This window comes from Rhodococcus sp. P3_B8, assembly GCF_056402775.1.
Window position 1 is genome coordinate 1 of the sequence record NZ_JBFUGT010000102.1, and the last position, 21160, is coordinate 21160.

19 protein-coding genes are annotated in these 21160 nt (G+C 69.7%); 16 read left to right on the forward strand and 3 right to left on the reverse strand.

Annotated elements, in window-relative coordinates; translation table 11 throughout:
• The 3 genes from AC1D1G_RS25365 to AC1D1G_RS25375 all read right to left on the reverse strand — a co-directional run.
• Positions 1-434 (reverse strand): carotenoid biosynthesis protein (locus tag AC1D1G_RS25365; protein WP_477954139.1); only part of this gene is annotated, 434 nt, incomplete at its 3' end.
• Complete coding sequence (locus tag AC1D1G_RS25370; protein ID WP_280782569.1) at positions 431-2005, reverse strand: phytoene desaturase family protein; 1575 nt, start codon at positions 2003-2005, stop codon at positions 431-433. The genes AC1D1G_RS25365 and AC1D1G_RS25370, both read right to left, overlap by 4 nt.
• Positions 2002-2613, reverse strand: coding sequence for a GNAT family N-acetyltransferase (locus AC1D1G_RS25375; RefSeq protein WP_283352565.1), 612 nt, complete (start codon positions 2611-2613; stop codon positions 2002-2004). Before AC1D1G_RS25375 ends, AC1D1G_RS25370 begins: the two co-directional genes overlap by 4 nt.
• A 257-nt stretch (positions 2614-2870) precedes the next feature.
• On the opposite strand from AC1D1G_RS25375, the gene AC1D1G_RS25380 reads away from it, so the two are divergent.
• From AC1D1G_RS25380 to AC1D1G_RS25455, 16 genes are all read left to right on the forward strand, one after another.
• Complete coding sequence (locus tag AC1D1G_RS25380; protein WP_009473746.1) at positions 2871-3251, forward strand: SAV_6107 family HEPN domain-containing protein; 381 nt, start codon at positions 2871-2873, stop codon at positions 3249-3251.
• Positions 3252-3484: 233 nt separating this feature from the next.
• A complete protein-coding gene (locus AC1D1G_RS25385) occupies positions 3485-3913 on the forward strand; it encodes a DUF3040 domain-containing protein (RefSeq protein WP_009473745.1) in 429 nt (142 codons plus the stop codon).
• A gap of 489 nt (positions 3914-4402) precedes the next feature.
• Entirely contained in the window at positions 4403-4834 is a 432-nt protein-coding gene (mraZ, locus tag AC1D1G_RS25390) for a division/cell wall cluster transcriptional repressor MraZ (RefSeq protein ID WP_283352564.1), read from the forward strand.
• 196 nt (positions 4835-5030) lie between these two features.
• Positions 5031-6047, forward strand: a complete 1017-nt coding sequence (rsmH, locus tag AC1D1G_RS25395; protein ID WP_105413639.1) for a 16S rRNA (cytosine(1402)-N(4))-methyltransferase RsmH — start codon at positions 5031-5033, stop codon at positions 6045-6047.
• The gene (gene ftsL / locus AC1D1G_RS25400; protein WP_105413640.1) at positions 6044-6721 is read left to right on the forward strand and encodes a cell division protein FtsL; all 678 of its coding nucleotides are present in this window, start codon (positions 6044-6046) and stop codon (positions 6719-6721) included. The genes rsmH and ftsL overlap by 4 nt, the downstream gene beginning before the upstream one ends.
• Positions 6718-8568 carry a peptidoglycan D,D-transpeptidase FtsI family protein gene (locus tag AC1D1G_RS25405; RefSeq protein ID WP_283352563.1) on the forward strand — a complete coding sequence of 617 codons (1851 nt, stop codon included), beginning with the start codon at positions 6718-6720 and terminating at the stop codon, positions 8566-8568. The genes ftsL and AC1D1G_RS25405 overlap by 4 nt, the downstream gene beginning before the upstream one ends.
• A gap of 169 nt (positions 8569-8737) precedes the next feature.
• On the forward strand, positions 8738-10351 hold the full coding sequence (locus tag AC1D1G_RS25410) for a UDP-N-acetylmuramoyl-L-alanyl-D-glutamate--2,6-diaminopimelate ligase (RefSeq protein WP_283352562.1): 1614 nt from the start codon (positions 8738-8740) through the stop codon (positions 10349-10351).
• Positions 10348-11862 carry a UDP-N-acetylmuramoyl-tripeptide--D-alanyl-D-alanine ligase gene (locus AC1D1G_RS25415; RefSeq protein ID WP_477954141.1) on the forward strand — a complete coding sequence of 505 codons (1515 nt, stop codon included), beginning with the start codon at positions 10348-10350 and terminating at the stop codon, positions 11860-11862. Before AC1D1G_RS25410 ends, AC1D1G_RS25415 begins: the two co-directional genes overlap by 4 nt.
• The gene (gene mraY / locus AC1D1G_RS25420; RefSeq protein WP_005247625.1) at positions 11859-12938 is read left to right on the forward strand and encodes a phospho-N-acetylmuramoyl-pentapeptide-transferase; all 1080 of its coding nucleotides are present in this window, start codon (positions 11859-11861) and stop codon (positions 12936-12938) included. The genes AC1D1G_RS25415 and mraY overlap by 4 nt, the downstream gene beginning before the upstream one ends.
• Positions 12939-12942: 4 nt before the next feature.
• Entirely contained in the window at positions 12943-14442 is a 1500-nt protein-coding gene (murD, locus tag AC1D1G_RS25425) for a UDP-N-acetylmuramoyl-L-alanine--D-glutamate ligase (RefSeq protein WP_477954143.1), read from the forward strand.
• Positions 14439-15974 carry a putative lipid II flippase FtsW gene (gene ftsW / locus AC1D1G_RS25430; RefSeq protein ID WP_477954145.1) on the forward strand — a complete coding sequence of 512 codons (1536 nt, stop codon included), beginning with the start codon at positions 14439-14441 and terminating at the stop codon, positions 15972-15974. The genes murD and ftsW overlap by 4 nt, the downstream gene beginning before the upstream one ends.
• Positions 15971-17119, forward strand: a complete 1149-nt coding sequence (gene murG, locus AC1D1G_RS25435; RefSeq protein WP_283334263.1) for an undecaprenyldiphospho-muramoylpentapeptide beta-N-acetylglucosaminyltransferase — start codon at positions 15971-15973, stop codon at positions 17117-17119. The genes ftsW and murG overlap by 4 nt, the downstream gene beginning before the upstream one ends.
• A complete protein-coding gene (gene murC, locus AC1D1G_RS25440; RefSeq protein ID WP_283334264.1) occupies positions 17116-18627 on the forward strand; it encodes a UDP-N-acetylmuramate--L-alanine ligase in 1512 nt (503 codons plus the stop codon). Before murG ends, murC begins: the two co-directional genes overlap by 4 nt.
• Positions 18628-18872: 245 nt before the next feature.
• Complete coding sequence (locus AC1D1G_RS25445; protein WP_477954148.1) at positions 18873-19511, forward strand: cell division protein FtsQ/DivIB; 639 nt, start codon at positions 18873-18875, stop codon at positions 19509-19511.
• 217 nt (positions 19512-19728) lie between these two features.
• Positions 19729-20925: a cell division protein FtsZ gene (gene ftsZ / locus AC1D1G_RS25450; RefSeq protein WP_105413648.1), complete on the forward strand. Its 1197-nt coding sequence runs from the start codon at positions 19729-19731 to the stop codon at positions 20923-20925.
• Positions 20922-21160 (forward strand): laccase domain-containing protein (locus tag AC1D1G_RS25455; RefSeq protein ID WP_477954147.1); only part of this gene is annotated, 239 nt, incomplete at its 3' end. The genes ftsZ and AC1D1G_RS25455, both read left to right, overlap by 4 nt.

Sequence of the window (21160 nt, forward strand, 5' to 3'; positions counted from 1 at the left end):
AGGTACAGGTCCCAGCCGACCACCCCGATCGTCGTCAGCGCGATGCGCGTCAGCCGTCGACGCGGACCGCGCGCGAGCACGGACGCCACACACCACACCGGATAGAACCCGGCCGTCCACGCGAACGGCACCACGAGAGGCACCCCCGCGAGTGCGGGCCCAAGCCGGTCGACGCTGTAGTCGTAGCAGCCGTAGGGGAAGCCGGTGGCCGTGCCGACGACCTCGGAGCACAGACCGAGCCCTGCGGTGACGAGCACCAGTCCCACCGTCCAGCGGGCACCCCGGGTCACGGCCGCGTGGGTGACGGACGCCGCGGCCAGCAGCGCGACGACGAGCACGGTGACCACGTCGCGGGTACTGCCGTGCACCAGCGGGTAGACGATCTGCGCCGCGACCGCCGCGCCGGCGAGGATCAGGGGCAGGCGGGAGGTCATCGCCGGCGTCGCAGGCGTCCCAGGCCCCGCCGGTCGTCGTGGAGCGCGATGCGTGCGGCGCTGCGACCGCTCGCGCCGGACACCCCGCCGCCCGGGTGGGTGGAGGCGCCGGTGAGGTACAGGCGGTCGGCGCCCGGCACCCGGTGCCCGGACAGTTCGGGGAGGGGACGCCACATCATCATCTGGTCCAGCGACATCTCCACGTGCATGACGTTGCCGCCGAGCAACCCCATCTCGTCTTCGAGGTCCTGCGGCGACTGCACGTGCCGGTCGAGGACGGACTGACCGAAACCGGGTGCCAGCGCGTCGATCTCGGCGACGATCCGATCGGCCTCCGGTCCGGCGAGGTCGCTCCAGCGCCTGCCGCCGCTCAGCCGGTACGGCTGCCACTGCGACCACAGGGTCACCTGGTGCCTGCCCTCGGGTGCGATGGTGGGGTCGAGGCCACTGAAGCTCATTCCCAGCACCGCGGGCCGCGGCGGGAGTTCCCCGGCGAGCGCCGCGCCGTGCGCGAGCCGCAGGTGCGCGCGATCCGAGACCAGTAGCTGGAGCCCGTGGGTGACCGAGGCGTCGGGCGCACTCGGATAGGCGGGGAGGGCGTCGGTGGCCAACCGCACCACCATCCCGATCCCCGGGCCGACGCGGATCCGGCGACGCCACCGGTGGAGGGTCTGCGCGTCGTACCCGCCGCGCTCGAGCAGGCCGAGTGTGGTCAGCACGTGACAGCCCGCGATCACGGCCCGTGAGCGGATCTCCCGCCCGGACGCCGTCCGCGTCGTCCAGGAGTCGCCGTCGCGGCTCAACGAGACCACCGAGTCGCCGAGCGAGACGGTCCCGGAGTCGGCCCGCAGCCTCGCGGCGAGAGCCGCGGTCAGGGCTCCGCTGCCGCCGACGGCACGGCCGGGCGGAATGGTGTGCATCAGCGCCGCGAATCCGACCATCGGCGCCGTCCCCGGCTCCGACATCGGCGGACCGGACTGGGCGCCGAACCATGCGAGGGCGGCCTTGAGACGCTCGTCGTCGAAGTACTCGTCGAGCAGCGCGTCGCCGGAACCGAGGAACTGCCGGGACAGGTCGCTGCCGCCGCCGCCCGTGTCGAGCCCCCAGAACGACGAGAGCAGCGCAGGCCCGGTCGGCGGGTTCGAGAACGCGCGCATGACGCGTGCGCTGCGCGGACCCCACACCGCCACGAACCGGCGGTACGCGTCGGCATCCGCGGCGCCGCAGGATTCCTCGATGGACCGGCACGTCGCATCCAGGCTGCGGCGGAACACGATGCCCGGCCGATCCGTACCCGCCGGGGCGGGGGCGAACGCCCACGGATCGCAGTCGAGGTACCGCAGTCCGTGCGAACCGAGATCGAGTTCCTCGACGATCCCCGTGTGACGGACCATGATGTGCGCGGACGACCCGCGGTCGACCTTGTACCCGGGGAAGCGTTCCACCGTGGACACCGCGCCGCCGAGCACGGTGTCGCGTTCGATCACCTCGACCGACCAGCCGGATCGCGCGAGGTAACACGCCGACACGAGGGCGTTGTGTCCCGACCCCACCACCACCGCGTCGATCACAGGGGAAGCCCGCGTCCCAGCACCGCGAACGGCCGGTTGTCCCCGGCGAATCGGAAGTGGCGCAGGACGTCTCTGAAGCCGAGGCGGCGATACAGCCGCCAGGCGCGGTTGTCCTCGTCCGCCACTTCGGGGGTGGAGAGCAGCACCCCGCGTTCGGGCCTGCGTTCGAGGAGGCGGAGGAGCAGGGTCTCGCCGAGTCGGTGTCCCTGGGCGTCCGGGTGGACGTGGAGTTCGGTGAGTTCGAAGTAGTTGCCGAGGATCACGTCGATCTGGTCCCGGGTCCACCCCGTGTGGCGCAGACCCGAACGGACCTGCTGGTGCCACCACTGTTCGGGCGCCCCGCGGTAGCCGTAGGCGACGGCGACGAGCCGGGCGGCCCCGTTGTCGGTGGATCCGTCACCGGTCGGGACGAGCGCGCCGACGCCCCGCCACCCCGAACGCTGCAGGTGCTCGTTCCACATCGGCGCCCGGTGGTATTCGGTGCCGTGGGGATAGCCCATGGCGGCGACGTAGATCGACAGCGCCTCGTGCAGGCGGTCGCGGAACTCGGTGGCCGAGAGTTCGACCACGAGCGGAGTCTGGTCAGCGTTCGTGTCGACCGGTCTCACCTTTCTCTTGACGACGTGTCGGTGGGTCCAGCTATATTGAATAGGTCGAACAGATGTTCGATAGCGGGGATCCGGCGATGCTCGAGGGAAGCGAGCATCGCCGGCCCCCGAACTCACGACCTGACTACGCCCGGCGGGGTGGTTGCACCGGGGTTTTGGAGGTGTTCGAAGTGATGACGAACCCGGTCACGGGACCGACCTCTGGGAACTCACGCCGACCGGGTGACGTACGCAACCCGGGCTCCAGGCGGGGTTCGGTGCTGCTCGATCGCGCCGACGCGCTCCTCGCTCAATCGGTGGGGGCCGGTGGGCCGGCGGATCGATTCCACAGCGCGTATCTGGCCGCGCTCCGCGGGGCGGGCGCAGTGCTGGCCGCCGTCGAGGGGCCCGCGGCGGGGCGCAGACGGACACGAACGCGTAACGCCTGGGTTCTCATGGCCGACGCGGCGCCCGAATTCGTGAACTGGGCCGACTACTTCGCCGGGCACTCCGCCACCCGCGCCGCGATCGAGGCGGGAATGTCGCGAACCCTCACCGATCTCGAGGCCGACGAGTTCTTCGTCGAGGTCGGACGCTTTCTCCAGGCCGTCGAAGATCACATCGGACGTGGCGCGGGTCTCGATCTGCGGGCGTCCTAGTCGGCGGCGGGCCCGGAAACGGCGGGAAAACGGTGGGACGTCCGCGACATTGCGGTGCCCCGAACGGGGTTCGGTGCGGGAGTCCGTAAGGTTGGTCGGGAACTCGTACGTGGAGTAGGTGGTACGGGGATCGAACTGCTCGTATTATTAAATCTAGGTAGCCGCCAAAGTCGGTTACCCACCGTCTCGCACCGTGAGGCGGTGGCCAACACTCCAGTGCCGGGGGAGGTACCGTGCCACTCTCCGAGCACGAGCAGCGCATGCTCGACCAGATCGAGAGCGCTCTCTACGCCGAGGATCCCAAGTTCGCCTCCACTGTGCGAGGCGGTCGCATGCGTGCGGCATCGAGTCGTCGTCGATTGCAGGCGGTGGCCCTGTTCGTTCTGGGGCTGGTCCTGCTCATCGCCGGCGTCGCCCTTCCGATCAAGCCGGGCGGTTTTCCCGTCATCAGCCTGATCGGCTTCATCGTCATGTTCGGTGCCGGAGTCCTCCTCCTGTGGGGTGGAGGAAAGAGCAAGTCCGGACAGTCCTCACGTGGTGGCTCGACCACGCAAGGTGAGACCGGCCGTGCCGATCGCGGTAAGCCCCGAAGCGGGCGCAAGAGTGGCGGATTCTCGTCGCGAATGGAAGACCGCTTCAAGAAGAGATTCGAGCAGGAGTAGTACTACCCGCTCAGCAGCCCAGTGGCGGCGTGGCATGTGATGCCGCGCCGCCACTGCTGTGTCGGGGCCCGGTCCCGGGTCGCCCGGGTGCGGAGGCGGGTCGATCCGGTGGGGCCAGTGAACCGTCCCGCCCACGAATCCCGACCCTCACCCACCCCGTTTCCCCACTTTCCCCCCTCTGCTCCGCGACGAACCGCGAGACGGGGGCGCCGCCCCCTCGCGTTGGGCTTTCACCTGGGCTTTTGCGCCATCCTGCCCTGTTGTGGGGACGAGCCCGATCGGCTCCGCTCGTGGCGGTGATCACGTCGGGAATTTTCCCCCACCATCTGCAATGAGCGTTGACCAGCAAGTATTGGGCAAATTGGGGAACAACACGCCGTTATCCACCTTGTGGGTGGGGGAAAGTGGGGTACTGTGGTGCGCAGCGGGGAGCGAAGGTGAACCGCCCGGGCATACGGCGTTCGATATGAACGCGGTGGGAGGTGTCGAGTGTTTCTCGGTACCTACACGCCGAAGCTCGACGACAAGGGGCGGCTCACGTTGCCCGCAAAGTTCCGGGATGCGCTGGCGGGAGGGTTGATGGTCACCAAGGGTCAGGATCACAGCCTCGCGGTGTATCCCCGGGAAGAGTTCACCGCTCTCGCACGCAAGGCCGCGGCCGCGTCGAGAAGCGATCCGGAGGCGCGAGCCTTCGTTCGCGGACTGGCGGCAGGTACCGACGAGCAGCACGCAGATGCCCAGGGGCGCATCACCCTCTCGGCAGATCACCGTCGTTACGCGGGTCTCTCCAAGGACTGCGTAGTGATCGGTTCGGTCGATTTCCTCGAAATCTGGGATGCGCAAGCCTGGCAGACCTACGTCGAGGCGAACGAGGAGAACTACTCGCAGGCAACAGGAGTCGTGCTCGGCGAGATCGTCTGAGCGTGACCGCGTCCCCGCGAATGCCGCGAGGCCTCTGTCCGACGGAACCCTGACGCACTTCCCCAGCGCCAGGTTTTCATTTCGGGCAGGGACCTCGAAGCATTCGCCACGGCAACTGGCCGACAAGAGAAGTTCGAGCARTGAACCCCGGCACCGGGCGCTTCACCCGCACCACAGAGCAGGAGCCGGAGGGATCATGGTGGATCACGAGGGGGAAGATTCCTCGCCCGCCGATGGTTTCGGTCACATTCCGGTTCTGCTTCACCGCGCCGACGAACTGCTGGGTCCCGCCCTCACCGTGAACGACCCGCAGGGCGGGGGAGCCGTCATGATCGACGCGACCCTCGGTCTCGGCGGACACTCCGAGCACTTCCTGCGGACCTACCCTCAGCTGAGGCTCATCGCCCTCGACCGTGATCCGCACGCGCTCGAGATCGCCGGCGGACGGCTCGCACCGTTCGCCGATCGCATCACGTTCGTGCACACCCGCTACGACGGCATCGAGGACGCGCTCGACCAGGCGGGCCTGCCCGCGCAGGAGTCGGTGCACGGGATCCTCTTCGACCTCGGCGTTTCCTCGATGCAGCTCGACGAATCGGATCGGGGGTTCGCGTATTCGATCGACGCGCCCCTCGACATGCGGATGGACCCGACCACCGGCATCACCGCGGCCGAGGTCCTCAACACGTACAGCCACGGAGATCTCGCTCGTATCCTCAGCACGTACGGCGAGGAGCGCTTCGCGGGCAAGATCGCGTCGGAGATCGTCCGGCAGCGCGCGAAGGAGCCGTTCACCACCAGCGCAGCGCTGGTCGAACTGCTGTACCGCTCCATTCCTGCGGCGACCCGCCGTACCGGGGGACATCCCGCCAAGCGGACGTTCCAGGCCCTTCGAGTGGAGGTCAACGGCGAGCTCGATTCACTGCGCGCCGCGGTCCCGGCTGCACTCGACGCGTTGACCGTCGGGGGACGCGTCGTGTTCATGTCGTACCAATCCCTGGAAGACCGGGTCGTCAAGCAGGAAATCACTCCCAGGTCGAAGTCGAAGAGCCCCGAGGGGCTTCCTGTCGAACTACCGGGGATGGGACCGGAGTTCCGGATCCTCACACGAGGGGCGGAGCGGGCGTCCGAACAGGAAGTCGAAGAGAACCCACGATCAGCCCCGGTGCGTTTGCGCGCTGCAGAAAGAATTGCCAGGAGGTCGGCGGCATGACGGTTCAGGTGAGTTCCACCGAGATGCGGCCCGCGCGGGCGGCCAACCGGACGGGCGCGGCTGAGCGGGCGTACAAGAAGCGCACCCAGCGTGCGGCCGTGCACAGTGGGTCCGCGATCGCCGTCTCCGGCAAGAACCGCACCGGTACGCTCACCGCCCGCATCCCGTTCGTGGCGACGATCCTCGTTCTGCTCGCCATGGGTCTGGCCATGACACTGCTGCTGACCACCCGCTCCGCCGAGGACTCGTACCAGCTGAGCGCCGCCCGCGCTCACAACCAGTCACTCGCGGAGGAGAAGGCCGCGCTGCAGCGTGACGTCGAGACCGCCAACTCCGCCCCGAAACTGGCAGAGGAAGCGGCCAAGCTCGGCATGGTGCCCGCCAACGATCCCGCTCGCCTCGTCGTCCATCCCGACGGCAGCGTCGAGGTCGTCGGAAAGCCGGCCCCGGCGTCCGGTGCACCCGTGCCGCCGCTGGATGTCGCCGTCCCGCCCACCCAGCGCGGCAACGCCGTCGCGACCGCCCCCAACCGCGGGACGACGACGCAGTCGCCGCGCGCCACGCCGCAGCCCGGCAATGGCACGGAGATCCAAGCTCAGGGTGAACAATTGGTTCCCGTGATCCCCTCGACCACCGCTCCGACGACTGCTCCACCGTCCGGCGGTCGCCGGTGAATCGAAGCGCACCGAGAAGTCGTCCCCGGCGCCCCAAGGGCGCCGGTTCGGCGTCCTTTCCGTTCAGGCAACGGTACGGACGCCTGGTGATGTTCTTGGCGCTCGGCCTCGCCGCAGTGCAGCTTCTGTGGATCCAGGTCATCGACGCACCACAACTGTCCGCGGAGGCGGCGAACCAGCGCACCACCACCGAGGTGGATCCGGCGCTGCGCGGGTCGATCACCGACCGCAACTCCAACCCCATTGCGTTCACGATGGAAGCGAAGGCCCTGACGTTCCAGCCCGCACGGGTGCGGAAGGAACTCGAGGAGGCGAAGGCCAAGAGCGACACCGCCCCCGACGTCGACTCCCGTCTCGACGCGATCGCGAAGGAGATCCACGACCGGCTCGGCGACGCCGCACCCGAGAAGGATCTGAAGGAGAAACTGCACGGCGACGACACGTTCGTCTATCTCGCGCGCAGCGTCGACCCCAACATCGCGGCGCAGATCAGCGACAAGTTCCCGGAGGTCGGACTCGAACGCCAGGACATCCGCGAGTATCCGGGCGGATCCCTTGCCGCCAACCTCGTCGGCGCCACCGGCTGGGACGGCCACGGACTGCTCGGCCTCGAGGACTCGCTCGACTCCACCCTGGCAGGCACCGACGGCTCCCAGACCTACGACCGGGGCTCCGACGGCGCGGTGATTCCCGGCAGCTGGCGTGACAAGCAACCGGCGGTGGACGGGTCGAGCGTCGAGCTCACCATCGACTCCGACCTGCAGTACTACGTTCAGCAGCAGGTGCAGATGGCCAAGGACAAGTCCGGTGCGAAGGACGCCTCGGCGGTCGTGCTCGACTCCCACACCGGTGAGGTGCTCGCGATGTCGAACGACAGCACGTTCAACCCGGCGATCGGGGTGGGCAACAATCCGCGGACCGCGGAGATGGGCAACCTGTCGGTGAGCACGCCGTTCGAACCGGGCTCTGTCAACAAGATCGTCACCGCGGCCGCCGCGATCGAGTACGGGCTGACCACACCGGACGAAGTTCTCGAAGTTCCCGGCAACATTCAGATGTCGGGTGTGTCGGTGAAGGACGCGTGGGACCACGGGGTCGCCCCGTACACGGCCACGGGTGTGTTCGGGAAGTCCTCGAACGTGGGCACCCTGATGCTCGCCCAGCGGGTGGGGGAGGACCGCTACGCGGACATGCTGTCCAGGTTCGGGCTCGGCCAGCGCACCGACGTCGGACTACCCGGCGAGAGCGCGGGCAGCGTCCCCAGCCGCGACCAGTGGTCGGGGGGCACGTTCGCGAACCTGCCGATCGGTCAGGGCCTGTCGATGACGCTGCTGCAGATGACCGGCATGTACCAGGCGATCGCCAACGACGGCGTTCGCATCCCGCCGCGCATCGTCAAGGCGACCGTCGACGCGTCGGGGAACCGGACGGAGACCGAGGCGCCCGAGGAGGTGACGGTCGTCAGCCCCCAGACCGCGTCCACCGTCCGTGACATGTTCCGCTCCGTCACCCAGAACGACACGGGCAACCAGCGCGGTACCGGGGTGCAGGCAGCCGTCGACGGGTACCAGATCAGCGGCAAGACGGGCACCGCCCAGCAGGTCGACCCCGCCTGCAAGTGCTACTCGAACTCGAACTACTGGATCACGTTCGCCGGGATCGCCCCCGCCGACAACCCGCGGTACGTCGTCGGAATCATGCTGAACGCGCCGACACGCAGCGCGGACGGTTCCGGCGGCCAATCCGCGGCGCCGCTGTTCCACAACGTCGCGTCCTGGATGCTGCAGCGCGACAGCGTGCCGATGTCCCCGGACCCCGGACGCAGGCTGGTGCTGCAGGCCGATTGAGCGAAGGTCGGCCGAATCGGGTTCCGAGAGCGCTCGCGGTAATCTGACACGTCGGCCGTTCAGTGGACACGGACTTTCCCGTGGACGCAGGGAACTGCCGAGGTAGCACGCTGTATCGATCCGTGCACTATGCCGTTGTCAGTGAGAGTCGACATCCGAGAGGAGCCCGGTGCCTGTTCCGTCCCGCCCGCAGTCGGCGTCAGTGGAGGTGAAGGTCACAGACAGCCTTCGCCCCGCCCAGCCGGTCCGTACCACGGTGAGCGCTCTGGCAGCGCTCGCCGGAGCGAGGGTCGAGGCACCCACCGGAACCGCCGAGCACGTCATCGTCACCGGGGTGGATCTCCGCGCCCAGGGGATCGTCGAGGGCGATCTGTTCGCGGCCCTTCCCGGGGCCCGCGCGCACGGCGCGGAATTCGCCGCCGACGCTCTCGCACGCGGCGCGACCGCGATCCTCACCGACGAGGCCGGATTCGCGCTGGTGTCCGCGCTGGGCTCGGACATGCCGGTGCTCGTCCACGACGACCCACGCGGCGTCCTCGGTGAGCTGTCGGCAACCATTTACGGCCGGCCCTCGGAGAAGATGCAGGTCATCGGCATCACCGGGACGTCGGGGAAGACCACGACCTCGTATCTCGTCGAAGCCGCGCTCACCGCCGCGGGGCGGACGACCGGTCTCGTGGGCACCATCGAGACCCGGATGAGTGGCCGCCGGGTGCCGAGCGCACTGACGACCCCCGAGGCGCCGCAGCTCCACGCCCTGTTCGCCGTGATGCTCGAGCAGGGGATCGACACCGTCGTGATGGAGGTGTCCAGCCACGCGCTGTCGCTCGGCCGCGTCGACGGAGTCCGCTTCGATGTGGGCGCCTTCACGAACCTCTCCCAGGACCACCTGGACTTCCACCGCGACTTCGAGGACTACTTCGCCGCGAAGGCGCGGCTCTTCGCGGCCGATTCGTCCGTGCACGCCCAGCACGCCGTCATCTGCATCGACGACGTGTGGGGACAGCGGATGGCCGACGTCGCCCGCGGTGCGCACTCGATCGTGACGACGGTCGCGACCACGCCGGACAGCGAGGGCGCGGTGTGGACGGCGGGCCCGGCGACGGTGTCGCTCTCGGGCTCGCAGACCTTCGCGCTCACCACGGCCGAGGGCACGACACTCGACGTGGAGCTCCGTCTGCCGGGGCAGTACAACGTCGCCAACGCTTCCCTCGCCGTCGCGCTGTGCGCGGCGCTGGGTGTCGATCCGCGCGACGCCGCCCGGGGCATCGCCGGGGTCGACGTGCCGGGCCGGGTGCAGCGGATCGACCGGGGACAGGACTTCCTCGCCGTCGTCGACTACGCGCACAAGCCCGCAGCGGTCGAGGCCGTGATCGCGACGCTGCGCGAGCAGGTGCGCGGTCGCGTCGCCGTCGTCGTGGGTGCGGGCGGCGATCGCGACGCAGGCAAGCGGCCGCTGATGGGCGCCGCGGCCGCGCGCGGTGCCGACCTGCTGATCATCACGGACGACAACCCCCGCACCGAGGATCCGGCGAAGATCAGGGCCGCGGTCCGCGAGGGCGCTCTCGGAGTGCCCGAATCCGAGCGGGGACAGGTGTGGGAAGTAGCGGACCGAGCGAAGGCGATCGCCGACGCCGTCGGCTGGGCGCAGGCAGGCGACGTGGTTCTGGTCGCAGGCAAGGGACACGAGATCGGTCAGGAGATACACGGGGTGAAGTACCCATTTGACGACCGCGACGTACTGGGCGACGCGATCGAGCGACAGGTCGGAGGAGCGCGATGATCCCGATGACACTCGCTCGCATCGCCGAGATCGTGGGCGGCGAACTGCACGACGTCGCCGATCCGTCGGCCGAGGTGACGGGAACGGTGGAGTTCGACTCGCGCAAGGTCACCGCCGGGGGGCTGTTCCTCGCCCTGCCCGGCGCCCACGTGGACGGCCACRATCACGCGGCGTCGGCGGTCGAGGCCGGTGCGGTCGCAGTCCTGGCCGCGCGCCCGGTCGGCGTCCCCGCGATCGTCGTCACCCCGACGCCCAGCGACATCCCGAGCAAGGCGATGGCTCTCGAACACGACACCGACGGATCGGGCGCCGCCGTGCTCGCGGCCCTCGCGAAGCTCGCGCGCGCCTCCGTCGACGGCCTCACCGCGAAGGGGCTGACMGTCGTCGGCGTCACCGGATCGGCGGGAAAGACGTCGACCAAGGATCTGCTCGCCGCCGTCCTGCGCCCCCTCGGCCCCGTCGTCGCGCCGCCCGGATCGTTCAACAACGAACTCGGCCACCCGTGGACCGCGCTGCGCGCGGACGCGGACACGGGATTTCTGGTTCTGGAGATGTCGGCCCGCGGCCGCGGCCACATCGCCTCCCTCGCGAACATCGCACCCCCGAAGATCGGGGTCGTCCTCAACGTGGGTACGGCGCACCTCGGCGAATTCGGTTCGCGTGACGCGATCGCCGCCGCCAAGGGCGAACTCGCGGAGTCGCTGCCCTCGGCGGACGAGGGTGGTGTCGCGATCCTCAACGCCGACGATCCGCTGGTGGCAGCCATGGCCCCGCGCACGTCGGCCCGTGTGGTCCTCGTCGGCCGGTCGGAGTCCGCGCACGTGCGGGCCACCGACATCGTGCTCGACGAGAAGGCAAGGGCGCGTTTCACTCTCACGGCGCCGGTGGGCAGTGTCGCCGTCGAGCTCGCCGTGCACGGCGAACACCAGGTCGGCAACGCGCTCGCCGCAGCGGCGGTGGCGCTCGAATGCGGGGCGGACCTCGAGCAGATCGCGCAGGCCCTCTCCGGTGCCGCCGCCGTCTCGGCGCGCCGGATGGACGTCCGCGACCGGCCGGACGGTGTGACCGTCGTCAACGATTCGTACAACGCGAACCCCGACTCGATGCGGGCGGCCCTGAAGGCGCTGGTGTCGATGGCCAGGATGGGCCGGGGTGCGGCGCGCCGGAGTTGGGCGGTGCTCGGAGAAATGGCCGAGCTGGGTCCAGAATCAGTGGTCGAACACGACGCCATCGGCAGATTCGCCGTCCGACTGGACGTGAGCAGGCTGATCATCGTCGGAACCGGCAGGCCCGCCCGCGCCATGCATCAGGGTGCGGTCATGGAGGGTTCGTGGGGTGAGGAGTCGATCCTCGTCCCCGACATCGCCGGTGCGGTCGCCTTGCTCGAAGCGGAACTGGCGCCGGGTGATCTGGTGCTGGTCAAGGCGTCGCAGTCCATCGGATTGTGGGAGGTCGCGGACACGGTGTTGGCGGGAAGCACGGGACAGAAGGGTTCGGAGGCTACGCGGTGAGACAGATCCTCTTCGCGGCGGGCATCGCGCTCGCCGTCTCGATTCTGCTGACCCCCGTTCTCATCAAGGCCTTCTCCCGTCAGGGATTCGGCCAGGAGATCCGTGTCGAAGGTCCGGCGAGCCACCAGTCGAAGCGCGGCACCCCGACGATGGGTGGCGTCGCCATCCTCGCCGGACTGTGGGCCGGCTACTGGGGTTCGCACCTGATCGGCATCGGCTACAACGCGGACGGGCCGTCGGCATCGGGACTGCTGGTTCTCGGTCTCACGACGGCGCTCGGCGGGGTCGGGTTCCTCGACGACTTCATCAAGATCCGCAAGCAGCGCAACCTCGGACTGAACAAGACGGCGAAGCTGGTCGGACAGCTCATCGCGGCAGTGGCGTTCGGCATTCTCGCGCTGCAGTTCCGCGGCGCGAACGACCTCACACCGGGCAGCGAGCACCTGTCGTACGTGCGTGACATCGCGACGGTCACGATGGGCTCCGTCGTGTTCGTCGCGTTCTGCTACCTCCTGGTGAGCGCCTGGTCGAACGCGGTCAATCTCACCGACGGCCTCGACGGTCTCGCTGCCGGGTCCATGAGCCTGGTCCTCGGCGCGTACGTGATCATCACGTTCTGGCAGTACCGCAACGCGTGCGAGACGAGCCCCGGCAAGGGCTGCTACGACGTCCGAGATCCGCTCGACCTGGCCCTGATCTGCGCGGCCGGTGCCGGTGCGTGCATCGGATTCCTGTGGTGGAACGCGGCGCCCGCGAAGATCTTCATGGGCGACACCGGTTCGCTGGCACTCGGCGGCATGCTCGCCGGACTGTCGATCACGACGCGCACCGAACTGCTGATGGTCGTGATCGGCGCGCTGTTCGTCGCCGAGGCGGCATCGGTCGTGATCCAGGTCGCGGTGTTCCGGTCGAGCCGAAGACGAGTGTTCCGGATGGCTCCGTTCCACCACCACTTCGAACTCGCAGGGTGGGCGGAAACCACGGTGATCATCCGGTTCTGGTTGTTGGCCGCCATCGCCTCCGCGATCGGGCTCGCGCTGTTCTACAGCGAGTACCTGGCAGCGATCGGGGGCTGACGACGTGGCAGAGGAACACGGCGGGCTCGACTGGTTGCGGGGTCGCAGCGTCCTCGTCGCCGGTGCGGGTGTCTCCGGCCGGGCCACCATCGAACCTCTTCGTGACCTCGGTGCGCTCGTCACCGTGACCGACGCAAACGTCGACGCCCTCGCCGAGTGCGCGCGGCTCGGCGCCGCGACCGTCCCGATCGACGATCTGCTCGCCGAGCGGGACCGGGTCGCCGAGTTCGCGCTGGTCGTGACGAGCCCGGGGTTCCGCCCGGACGCACCGCTGCTCTCGCTCGCCGCCGGGGACGGGGTACCGATCTGGGGCGACATCGAGTTCTCGTGGCACGTGGACCGGGCCGGGCTCTACGGCCCGCCGCGACGGTGGCTGGTGGTCACCGGCACCAACGGCAAGACCACGACGACCTCCATGCTGCAGTCCATCCTCGAGGCGGCCGAGCTGCCGAGCCTGGCCTGCGGCAACATCGGGCTTCCGGTGCTCGACGCCCTGCGGCACACCGAACCCCGGGCGGAGGCGCTGGCGGTCGAACTCTCGTCGTTCCAGCTGCACTGGGCGCCGTCGGTCCGGCCGGCCGCAGGCGCGATCCTCAATATCGCCGAAGATCATCTGGACTGGCACGGCGGGATGCAGCCGTACATCGATGCGAAGGCGCGCGCCCTGACCGGTGAGGTCGCGGTGCTGGGCCTCGACGACGAGGTCGCGTCCTCTCTCTTCTCCTCGTCCCTCGCAGCCCGGACCCTGGGTTTCCGGCTGGGGGTGCCGGCGCCGGGCGAGCTGGGTGTCGAGGACGGGTACCTCGTCGACCGCGCGTTCGCGGACGGCGAGCGGCTGGCCCCGACCGAGGGGATCACTCCGCCCGGGCCTGCCGGACTGATGGATGCCCTGGCCGCGGCGGCTCTGGCACGGGCGATCGGAGTTCCGCCGGACGCCGTCGCCGCAGGTCTAGCCGCCCACGTCGTGGGCCCGCACCGCGCGGCACTCGTCGCCGAGGTCGGGGGCGTGACGTTCGTCGACGACTCCAAGGCCACCAACCCGCACGCCGCCCGCCCGTCGATACTCGCCCACGAGCGGGTGGTGTGGATCGCCGGGGGTCTGCTGAAGGGTGCGCGGGTCGACGACCTCGTCCGGGAGGTGGGCGGTCGCCTCGCCGGCGCCGTCCTGCTCGGCCGCGATGCGATGCAGATCGCAGAGTCCCTTGCGCGACACGCCCCCGAGGTTCCCGTGGTCACTGTCGAAACGGGAGACGATGCAGGTGTGAGTGCAGTCCCGCAAACCGCGACGCACCGGGTGGTGCTGCCGGCGGACACCGACAGCGACGCCGTGATGGGTGTCGTCGTGCGTGAGGCGGCTGCGCTGGCAACGGCAGGGGATTCCGTCGTCCTGGCGCCTGCGGCGGCCTCGCTCGACATGTTCGCCAGTTACGGCCACCGGGGGGACAGCTTTACGGAAGCCGTCGGCAGGCTCGACGCGTCGGACATCTCCAGGACGCTGCGATGACCTCCGCCGGAGCCCGCACCCGACGCGTCCCTGAGGGACAGCGGTCCCCGGCTCGCACGGCGGCCGCCCCCGGTGTGGCGAAGCGTGCACCATCCGGTCCCCGCACCCGCACCGCACCTCCGCGCGGCCCGCGCACCCGGATCGGGGCCTGGCTGTYGCGACCTCTGGCGTCGTTCCACCTCGTGGTCACCATCGCGTTTCTGCTGACGGTCCTCGGCCTGGTGATGGTGCTGTCGTCGTCGAGCGTCGAGGCCTACGCCTCCGACGGTTCGGCGTACACCCTCTTCACCCGGCAGGCGTTGTTCGCGGCTCTCGGGCTCGGCCTGTTCTACGCGGCGCTGCAGATCCCGGTCCGGGTGATGCGCGCCCTGTCGTTCCCGGCCTTCGCGGTCACGATCATCCTGCTGGTTCTGGTCCTCATACCCGGCATCGGCACCGTGTCCCAGGGCACCCGCGGCTGGTTCGTCGTCGCGGGATTCTCGTTGCAGCCCGCCGAGCTCACCAAGATCGCGTTGGCCGTGTGGGGTGCGCACATCCTGGCGTCGCGGCGCAGCGACATCTCCAGTATCCGGGACATGCTCGTTCCGCTGGTGCCGGCCGCGCTCGTCGCGTTCGTCCTGATCATCCTGCAGCCCGACCTCGGCACGACGGTCTCGCTGGCCATCATCCTGATGGCGCTGCTGTGGTTCGCGGGCCTGCCGCTGAAACTGTTCGTCGCCATCCTCGGCACCGGTTTCGGCGGAATCGTGATCCTCGCGCTCACCGCCGGCTACCGCTCCGCTCGCGTGCGCGAGTTCCTCAATCCCGGTTCCGACCCGCAGGGCATCGGGTACCAGTCGCGGCAGGCGATGTATTCGCTCGCGGACGGCGGGATCCTCGGACGAGGGCTGGGGCAGAGCCGCGCGAAGTGGAGCTACCTGCCGAACGCCCACAACGACTTCATCTTCGCGATCATCGGCGAAGAGCTCGGATACCTCGGCGGCGCCGCCGTCCTCGGCTTGTTCGGACTGTTCGTGTACACGGGCCTGCGCATCGCGGCCCGGTCCGCCGACCCGTTCCTGCGCCTGCTCACCGGAACGGCGACGGTGTGGATCACCGGGCAGGCGTTCATCAACGTGGGGTACGTGATCGGGCTGCTGCCCGTCACCGGCCTGCAGTTGCCGCTGGTGTCGGCCGGCGGAACGTCGACGGCCACCACACTGTTCATGTTCGGCCTCGTCGCCAACGCGGCGCGGCACGAACCGGAGGCGGTCGCGGCGCTGCACTCCGGGCAGGACGGCCCGTTCGGTCGTCTTCTGCGTCTCCGCAAGCCGGAGGCGTATTCGCCGGTGCGGGCCGACGCGGCACGCGCCGAGGCGGTGCGCCGCGCCGAAGCCCGGCGGAGGGCCGGTCGCGAGATGGCCCCGCGGACCCGCAGCGTCACATACGAGAAGGGCCGCCCCGAACGCGGCAAGGGCCGCACCCCCGAACGAGGTGCACGTCAACAGCGAAGCTCGGGTGGCCGAGCAGGAGAGCGAGGATTTCGTAGGTGAACGGCGACAAGTCCACCCTGTCGGTGATCGTGGCCGGTGGTGGTACCGCCGGGCACATCGAGCCGGCTCTGGCAGTGGCCGATGCGATCAAGGCGATCGACGACACCGCGGTGGTGACCGCTCTCGGCACGGCGCGCGGCCTCGAAACCACCCTGGTTCCCGAGCGAGGCTATCCGCTCGAGCTCATTCCGCCGGTGCCGCTGCCCCGTAAACCCACCCTCGACTTGCTGCGGCTTCCCGGCCGGGTACGCGCGTCGGTGCGCCGCACCCGCGAGGTGCTCGACGCGACCGGCGCCGACGTCGTCGTCGGTTTCGGCGGGTACGTCGCGCTGCCCGCATACCTGGCGGCCGGCCCCGGTCTGCTCCGCCGCAGGCGCCGCATTCCGATCGTGGTGCACGAGGCGAACGCCAGCGCCGGGATCGCGAACAAGATCGGTGCCCGCCGCGCCGCCCGGGTCCTGGCGGCGGTCGCCGGTTCCGGAGTGTCCGCTCGCGGCCGCTCGGAGGCGGAGATCCTCGGGATCCCGGTCCGGGCGTCGATCACCGGTCTCGACCGGGCGGCTCTGCGCGCGGAGGCGCGTGCACACTTCGGGCTCCCCGCCGAGGGTCCGGTGCTGCTCGTCTTCGGCGGCTCGCAGGGTGCGCGGTCGCTCAACGAGGCCGTGTCGGGCGCGGCGGAGTCGCTCGCCGCGGCCGGTGTGGCCGTTCTGCACGCGCACGGACCGAAGAACACCCTCGACGTTCCCGCGACCCCGGGCGGCCCGCCCTACGTGGCCGTTCCCTACCTGTCGCGGATGGACCTCGCGTATTCGGCCGCGGACGCGGTGATCTGCCGGTCGGGCGCGATGACGGTGGCGGAGGTGTCGGCGGTGGGACTTCCCGCGGTATACGTGCCGCTGCCCCACGGCAACGGGGAGCAGGAACTGAATGCGCGACCGGTGGTCGCCGCCGGAGGTGGAATGATTGTCGCCGACGGAGACCTGTCCGCCCGATTCGTCGCGGAGACCGTGATCCCTCTGCTGCGCGACCCCGCACAGCTCGAGGACATGGGGCGACGGGCGGCCGGCGCGGGTCACCGCAGCGCAGCCACCGAGGTTGCGCGGATCGTGCTCGACGTGGCCGCGCTGACAAGGGGAACCCGATGACCGACCTGCCCGCGGAGTTGGAACGAGTCCACATGGTCGGGATCGGCGGCGCCGGAATGTCCGGAATCGCGCGGATCCTGCTGGCCAGGGGAGGGCAGGTGTCCGGATCGGACGCCAAGGAGAGCCGCGGCGTCCTCGCCCTGCGTGCCCGCGGCGCGCAGGTCCGCATCGGCCACGACGCCGGCGCGCTCGACCTGCTGCCCGGCGGCCCGACCGTCGTGGTCACCACCCACGCCGCCATCCCCAAGGACAACCCGGAACTGGTGGAGGCGGCCAGGCGCGGGATTCCCGTGATCCTGCGGCCCGCGGTGCTGGCGTCGCTGATGCAGGGGCACCGCACCCTGCTGGTTTCCGGCACCCACGGCAAGACGTCGACCACGTCGATGCTGGTGGTGGCGCTGCAACACTGCGGTTTCGATCCGTCGTTCGCGGTCGGCGGCGAACTCAACGAGGCCGGAACCAACGCGCACCACGGCAGCGGCGACGTGTTCGTCGCGGAGGCCGACGAGAGCGACGGTTCGCTACTCCAGTACGACCCGGACGTCGTCGTCGTCACCAACGTCGAAGCCGACCACCTCGACTACTTCGGCAGCACCGAGGCGTACATCCAGGTGTTCGACGATTTCGCGGCCCGTCTGTCGCCCGGCGGTCTGCTCGTCGCCTGTCTCGACGATCCAGGGTCCGCGGCGCTCGCGCAGCGGGTGGCGGCGCGAGGGCTGCCCGGTGTGCGGGTGCTGGGATACGGCAGCGCCGAGAACGCGGACGGGGCCTTCGCGTCGGTCGACGGCGTCGAGGTCGGCGCGCGACTGCTCAGCTTCGAGGCGAGGGACGTCGGCGGAGTCCTGCAGTTCCAGCTGGCCGGCGAGCAGTCGCCGAGGACGGTCCGGATGGGTGTGCCCGGCAGGCACATGGCGCTCAACGCGCTGGCCGCTCTCCTCGCCGCCCGGGAGGCAGGCGCCGACGTGGACGAGATCCTCGAAGGCATCGCCGGATTCGGGGGAGTGCACCGCCGGTTCCAGTTCACCGGCCGCGAGCACGGGGTCCGCGTGTTCGACGACTACGCGCATCACCCGACGGAGGTGCGTGCCGTGCTCGGCGCCGCCGCCGATCTGGTGCGCCAGCCCCACGAGGCCGACCGCCGAGAATACGAGGACTCGGTGCGCAGCGGCAAGGTCATCGTGGTGTTCCAGCCCCACCTGTACTCCCGCACAGCAACATTCGCGGAAGAGTTCGGACACGCCCTGGATCTCGCCGACGAGGTCGTGGTCCTCGACGTGTACGGCGCGCGGGAAGAACCGCTCCCGGGTGTCAGCGGCGCCCTGGTCGCGCTGTCGGTGTCGAAGCCGGTGCACTACCAGCCCGACCTGTCGCAGGCACCGCGTCAGGTCGCGGCACTCGCGTCCCCCGGGGACGTGGTGATCACCATGGGTGCCGGTGACGTGACGATGCTCGGCAACCAGATCCTCGACGCTCTGCGTGCGGCTCCGCACCACCACCCGTCGCGATGACGCGGGAGCGTCGGGGCCGGTCCGAGCGGYCGGACCGCCCGGTTCGCCGCGACGTCCAGCGAAGTCCGCGGCCGGGGGCTGCGGCCGGTGCCCGCGCGACGGCGAGCGATCGGGCGTCCTCGCGTCGGCGCACCTCGACGGTCACCGAGCCCGGAACGCGGCGCACCCGCGAATCGGCCTCGGCGGCACGGAAGTCCGCGGCGGTGGAGACACCGCGGCGGCCGTGGTACCGGCGGCCGGCAGTGATGGGCGCCGTCGGTGTCGTCGTGGTCGTGGCGCTCGGTCTCGTCGCCTGGTTCACTCCGCTGCTGTCGGTGCGGAAGACGGATGTCGCGGGGGCGATGTCGATCTCCGAGGAGCAGATTCGCCAGGTGCTGGCGGTGCCGCAGGGGCAGCCGTTGCTGCGTGTCGACACGGAGGGCGCGGCTCAGCGGGTCGCCGCGATCCCGAAGGTGGCGTCCGCGCGCGTCCAGCGGGTGTACCCGTCCACCATCCGGGTCACGGTAACCGAGCGGGTGCCCGTCGTGTTCGTCGACAGCCCCGGCGGTACCCATCTGCTCGACGCGGAGGCCGTGGACTACGAGATCGCACCGCCGCCGCCCGGGGTGCCGCGTCTGGTGACGGAGTCGCCGGGGTGGGGCGACCCGTCGACGGCGGCGGCGATCGAGGTGCTGGAGTCGATGCCGCCTCAGCTGCGCGGTCAGGTGGGACAGGTTGCGGCGAAGTCGATTTCGGATATCTCGGTGACGCTGCTCGACGGCCGGATCGTGGTGTGGGGCGGTACGGAGAAGTCCGAGCGCAAGGCTGCGGTCACCCTGCCGCTGCTCACCCAGCCCGGGCAGACGTACGACGTGTCGAGTCCCGACCTGCCGACGGTGCGGTGAGGGGTCGTGACCCGGATGCGAAACAGTTGCGGGCGAGTTCGTCAAATAACTCGGCGCGTCTCGGCGCGCCTAATGGCGTATCCCTATGCCGGTGCATAGCGTTTCGCTCTAGTCGAGCAGCACTTGACATAACCGTAACCCTATGGTTGAGGTTGAGAGTTCAGGCTGGACCGATCTGTACGAAAGCGTGATACACACTCATGGAAGGCGAGAGCCGATGACGCCCCCGCACAACTACCTCGCCGTAATAAAGGTCGTCGGCATCGGCGGCGGCGGCGTGAACGCAGTCAACCGGATGATCGAGCAGGGACTCAAGGGAGTCGAGTTCATTGCCGTCAACACCGACGCGCAAGCGCTGCTGATGAGTGACGCCGACGTCAAGCTCGACGTCGGCCGGGAACTCACCCGCGGGCTCGGCGCCGGCGCGGATCCCGAAGTCGGCCGCAAGGCCGCAGAAGACCACAAGGACGAGATCGAGGAAGTCCTCAAGGGCGCCGACATGGTGTTCGTGACCGCAGGCGAGGGCGGCGGCACGGGTACCGGTGGCGCACCGGTCGTGGCGAGTATCGCGCGCAAGCTCGGAGCCCTCACCGTCGGTGTCGTCACCCGCCCCTTCTCCTTCGAGGGCAAGCGCCGCGGCGGCCAGGCCGACACCGGCATCCAGTCGCTGCGCGAATCGTGCGACACCCTCATCGTGATCCCGAACGACCGCCTCCTGCAGCTCGGCGACGCCGCCGTCAGCCTCATGGACGCGTTCCGCAGCGCCGACGAGGTGCTGCTCAACGGTGTCCAGGGCATCACCGACCTCATCACCACCCCCGGTCTGATCAACGTCGACTTCGCCGACGTCAAGGGCGTCATGTCCGGCGCGGGTAGCGCGCTGATGGGCATCGGATCATCGCGCGGCGAGGGCCGCGCCATCAAGGCCGCGGAATCGGCGATCAACTCTCCGCTGCTCGAGGCGTCGATGGAGGGTGCGCGCGGCGTGCTGCTCTCGATCGCCGGTGGCAGCGACCTCGGCCTGTTCGAGATCAACGAGGCGGCGTCGCTGGTGCAGGAAGCTGCCCACATCGACGCGAACATCATCTTCGGCACCGTCATCGACGATTCGCTCGGCGACGAAGTGCGGGTCACCGTCATCGCCGCCGGGTTCGACGGCGGCGCCCCCGCCCGCCGGCCGGTCGAGTCGGGCGCTGCCGGTCGCAGCGCCATCGGTGCCGGGCGCGCGGGCGAGGTCGGACAGTCGGCCGACCAGCACAGCGAGCCGATGTCGGTGACCCGCGAGACGATCAGCTCCCACCAGAGCCCGAGCAGTCTGCCGCCGCTTCCGGGAAACGGTCAGTCCCGCGCGGTGCCGGTGTCCGACGAGGAGGGTGAAGACGAAGTCGACGTGCCCTCCTTCATGCGTCGTTGAGTTCACCGTCCACCCCCGATTTCAGGGTTCGCCGGGTCGTCACCACCCGTGCCGGAGGGCACTCCGTCGCACCGTACGACACGTTCAACCTCGGTGATCACGTCGGCGACGATCCGGCCGCGGTGGAGGCGAACCGGCGTCGACTGGCAGACAACATCGGCGTGGCCTTCGACCGCCTGATCTGGATGGAGCAGATCCACAGTCGCAACGTGACCGTGGTCGACGGGCCCACCGA

Coding starts and splice junctions, on each gene's coding strand:
- AC1D1G_RS25445 (WP_477954148.1), top strand. CDS start 18,873: ATGGGCGCCGTCGGTGTCGTCGTGGTCGTGGCGCTCGGTCTCGTCGCC.
- ftsZ (WP_105413648.1), top strand. CDS start 19,729: ATGACGCCCCCGCACAACTACCTCGCCGTAATAAAGGTCGTCGGCATC.
- murC (WP_283334264.1), top strand. CDS start 17,116: ATGACCGACCTGCCCGCGGAGTTGGAACGAGTCCACATGGTCGGGATC.
- ftsL (WP_105413640.1), top strand. CDS start 6,044: ATGACGGTTCAGGTGAGTTCCACCGAGATGCGGCCCGCGCGGGCGGCC.
- rsmH (WP_105413639.1), top strand. CDS start 5,031: ATGGTGGATCACGAGGGGGAAGATTCCTCGCCCGCCGATGGTTTCGGT.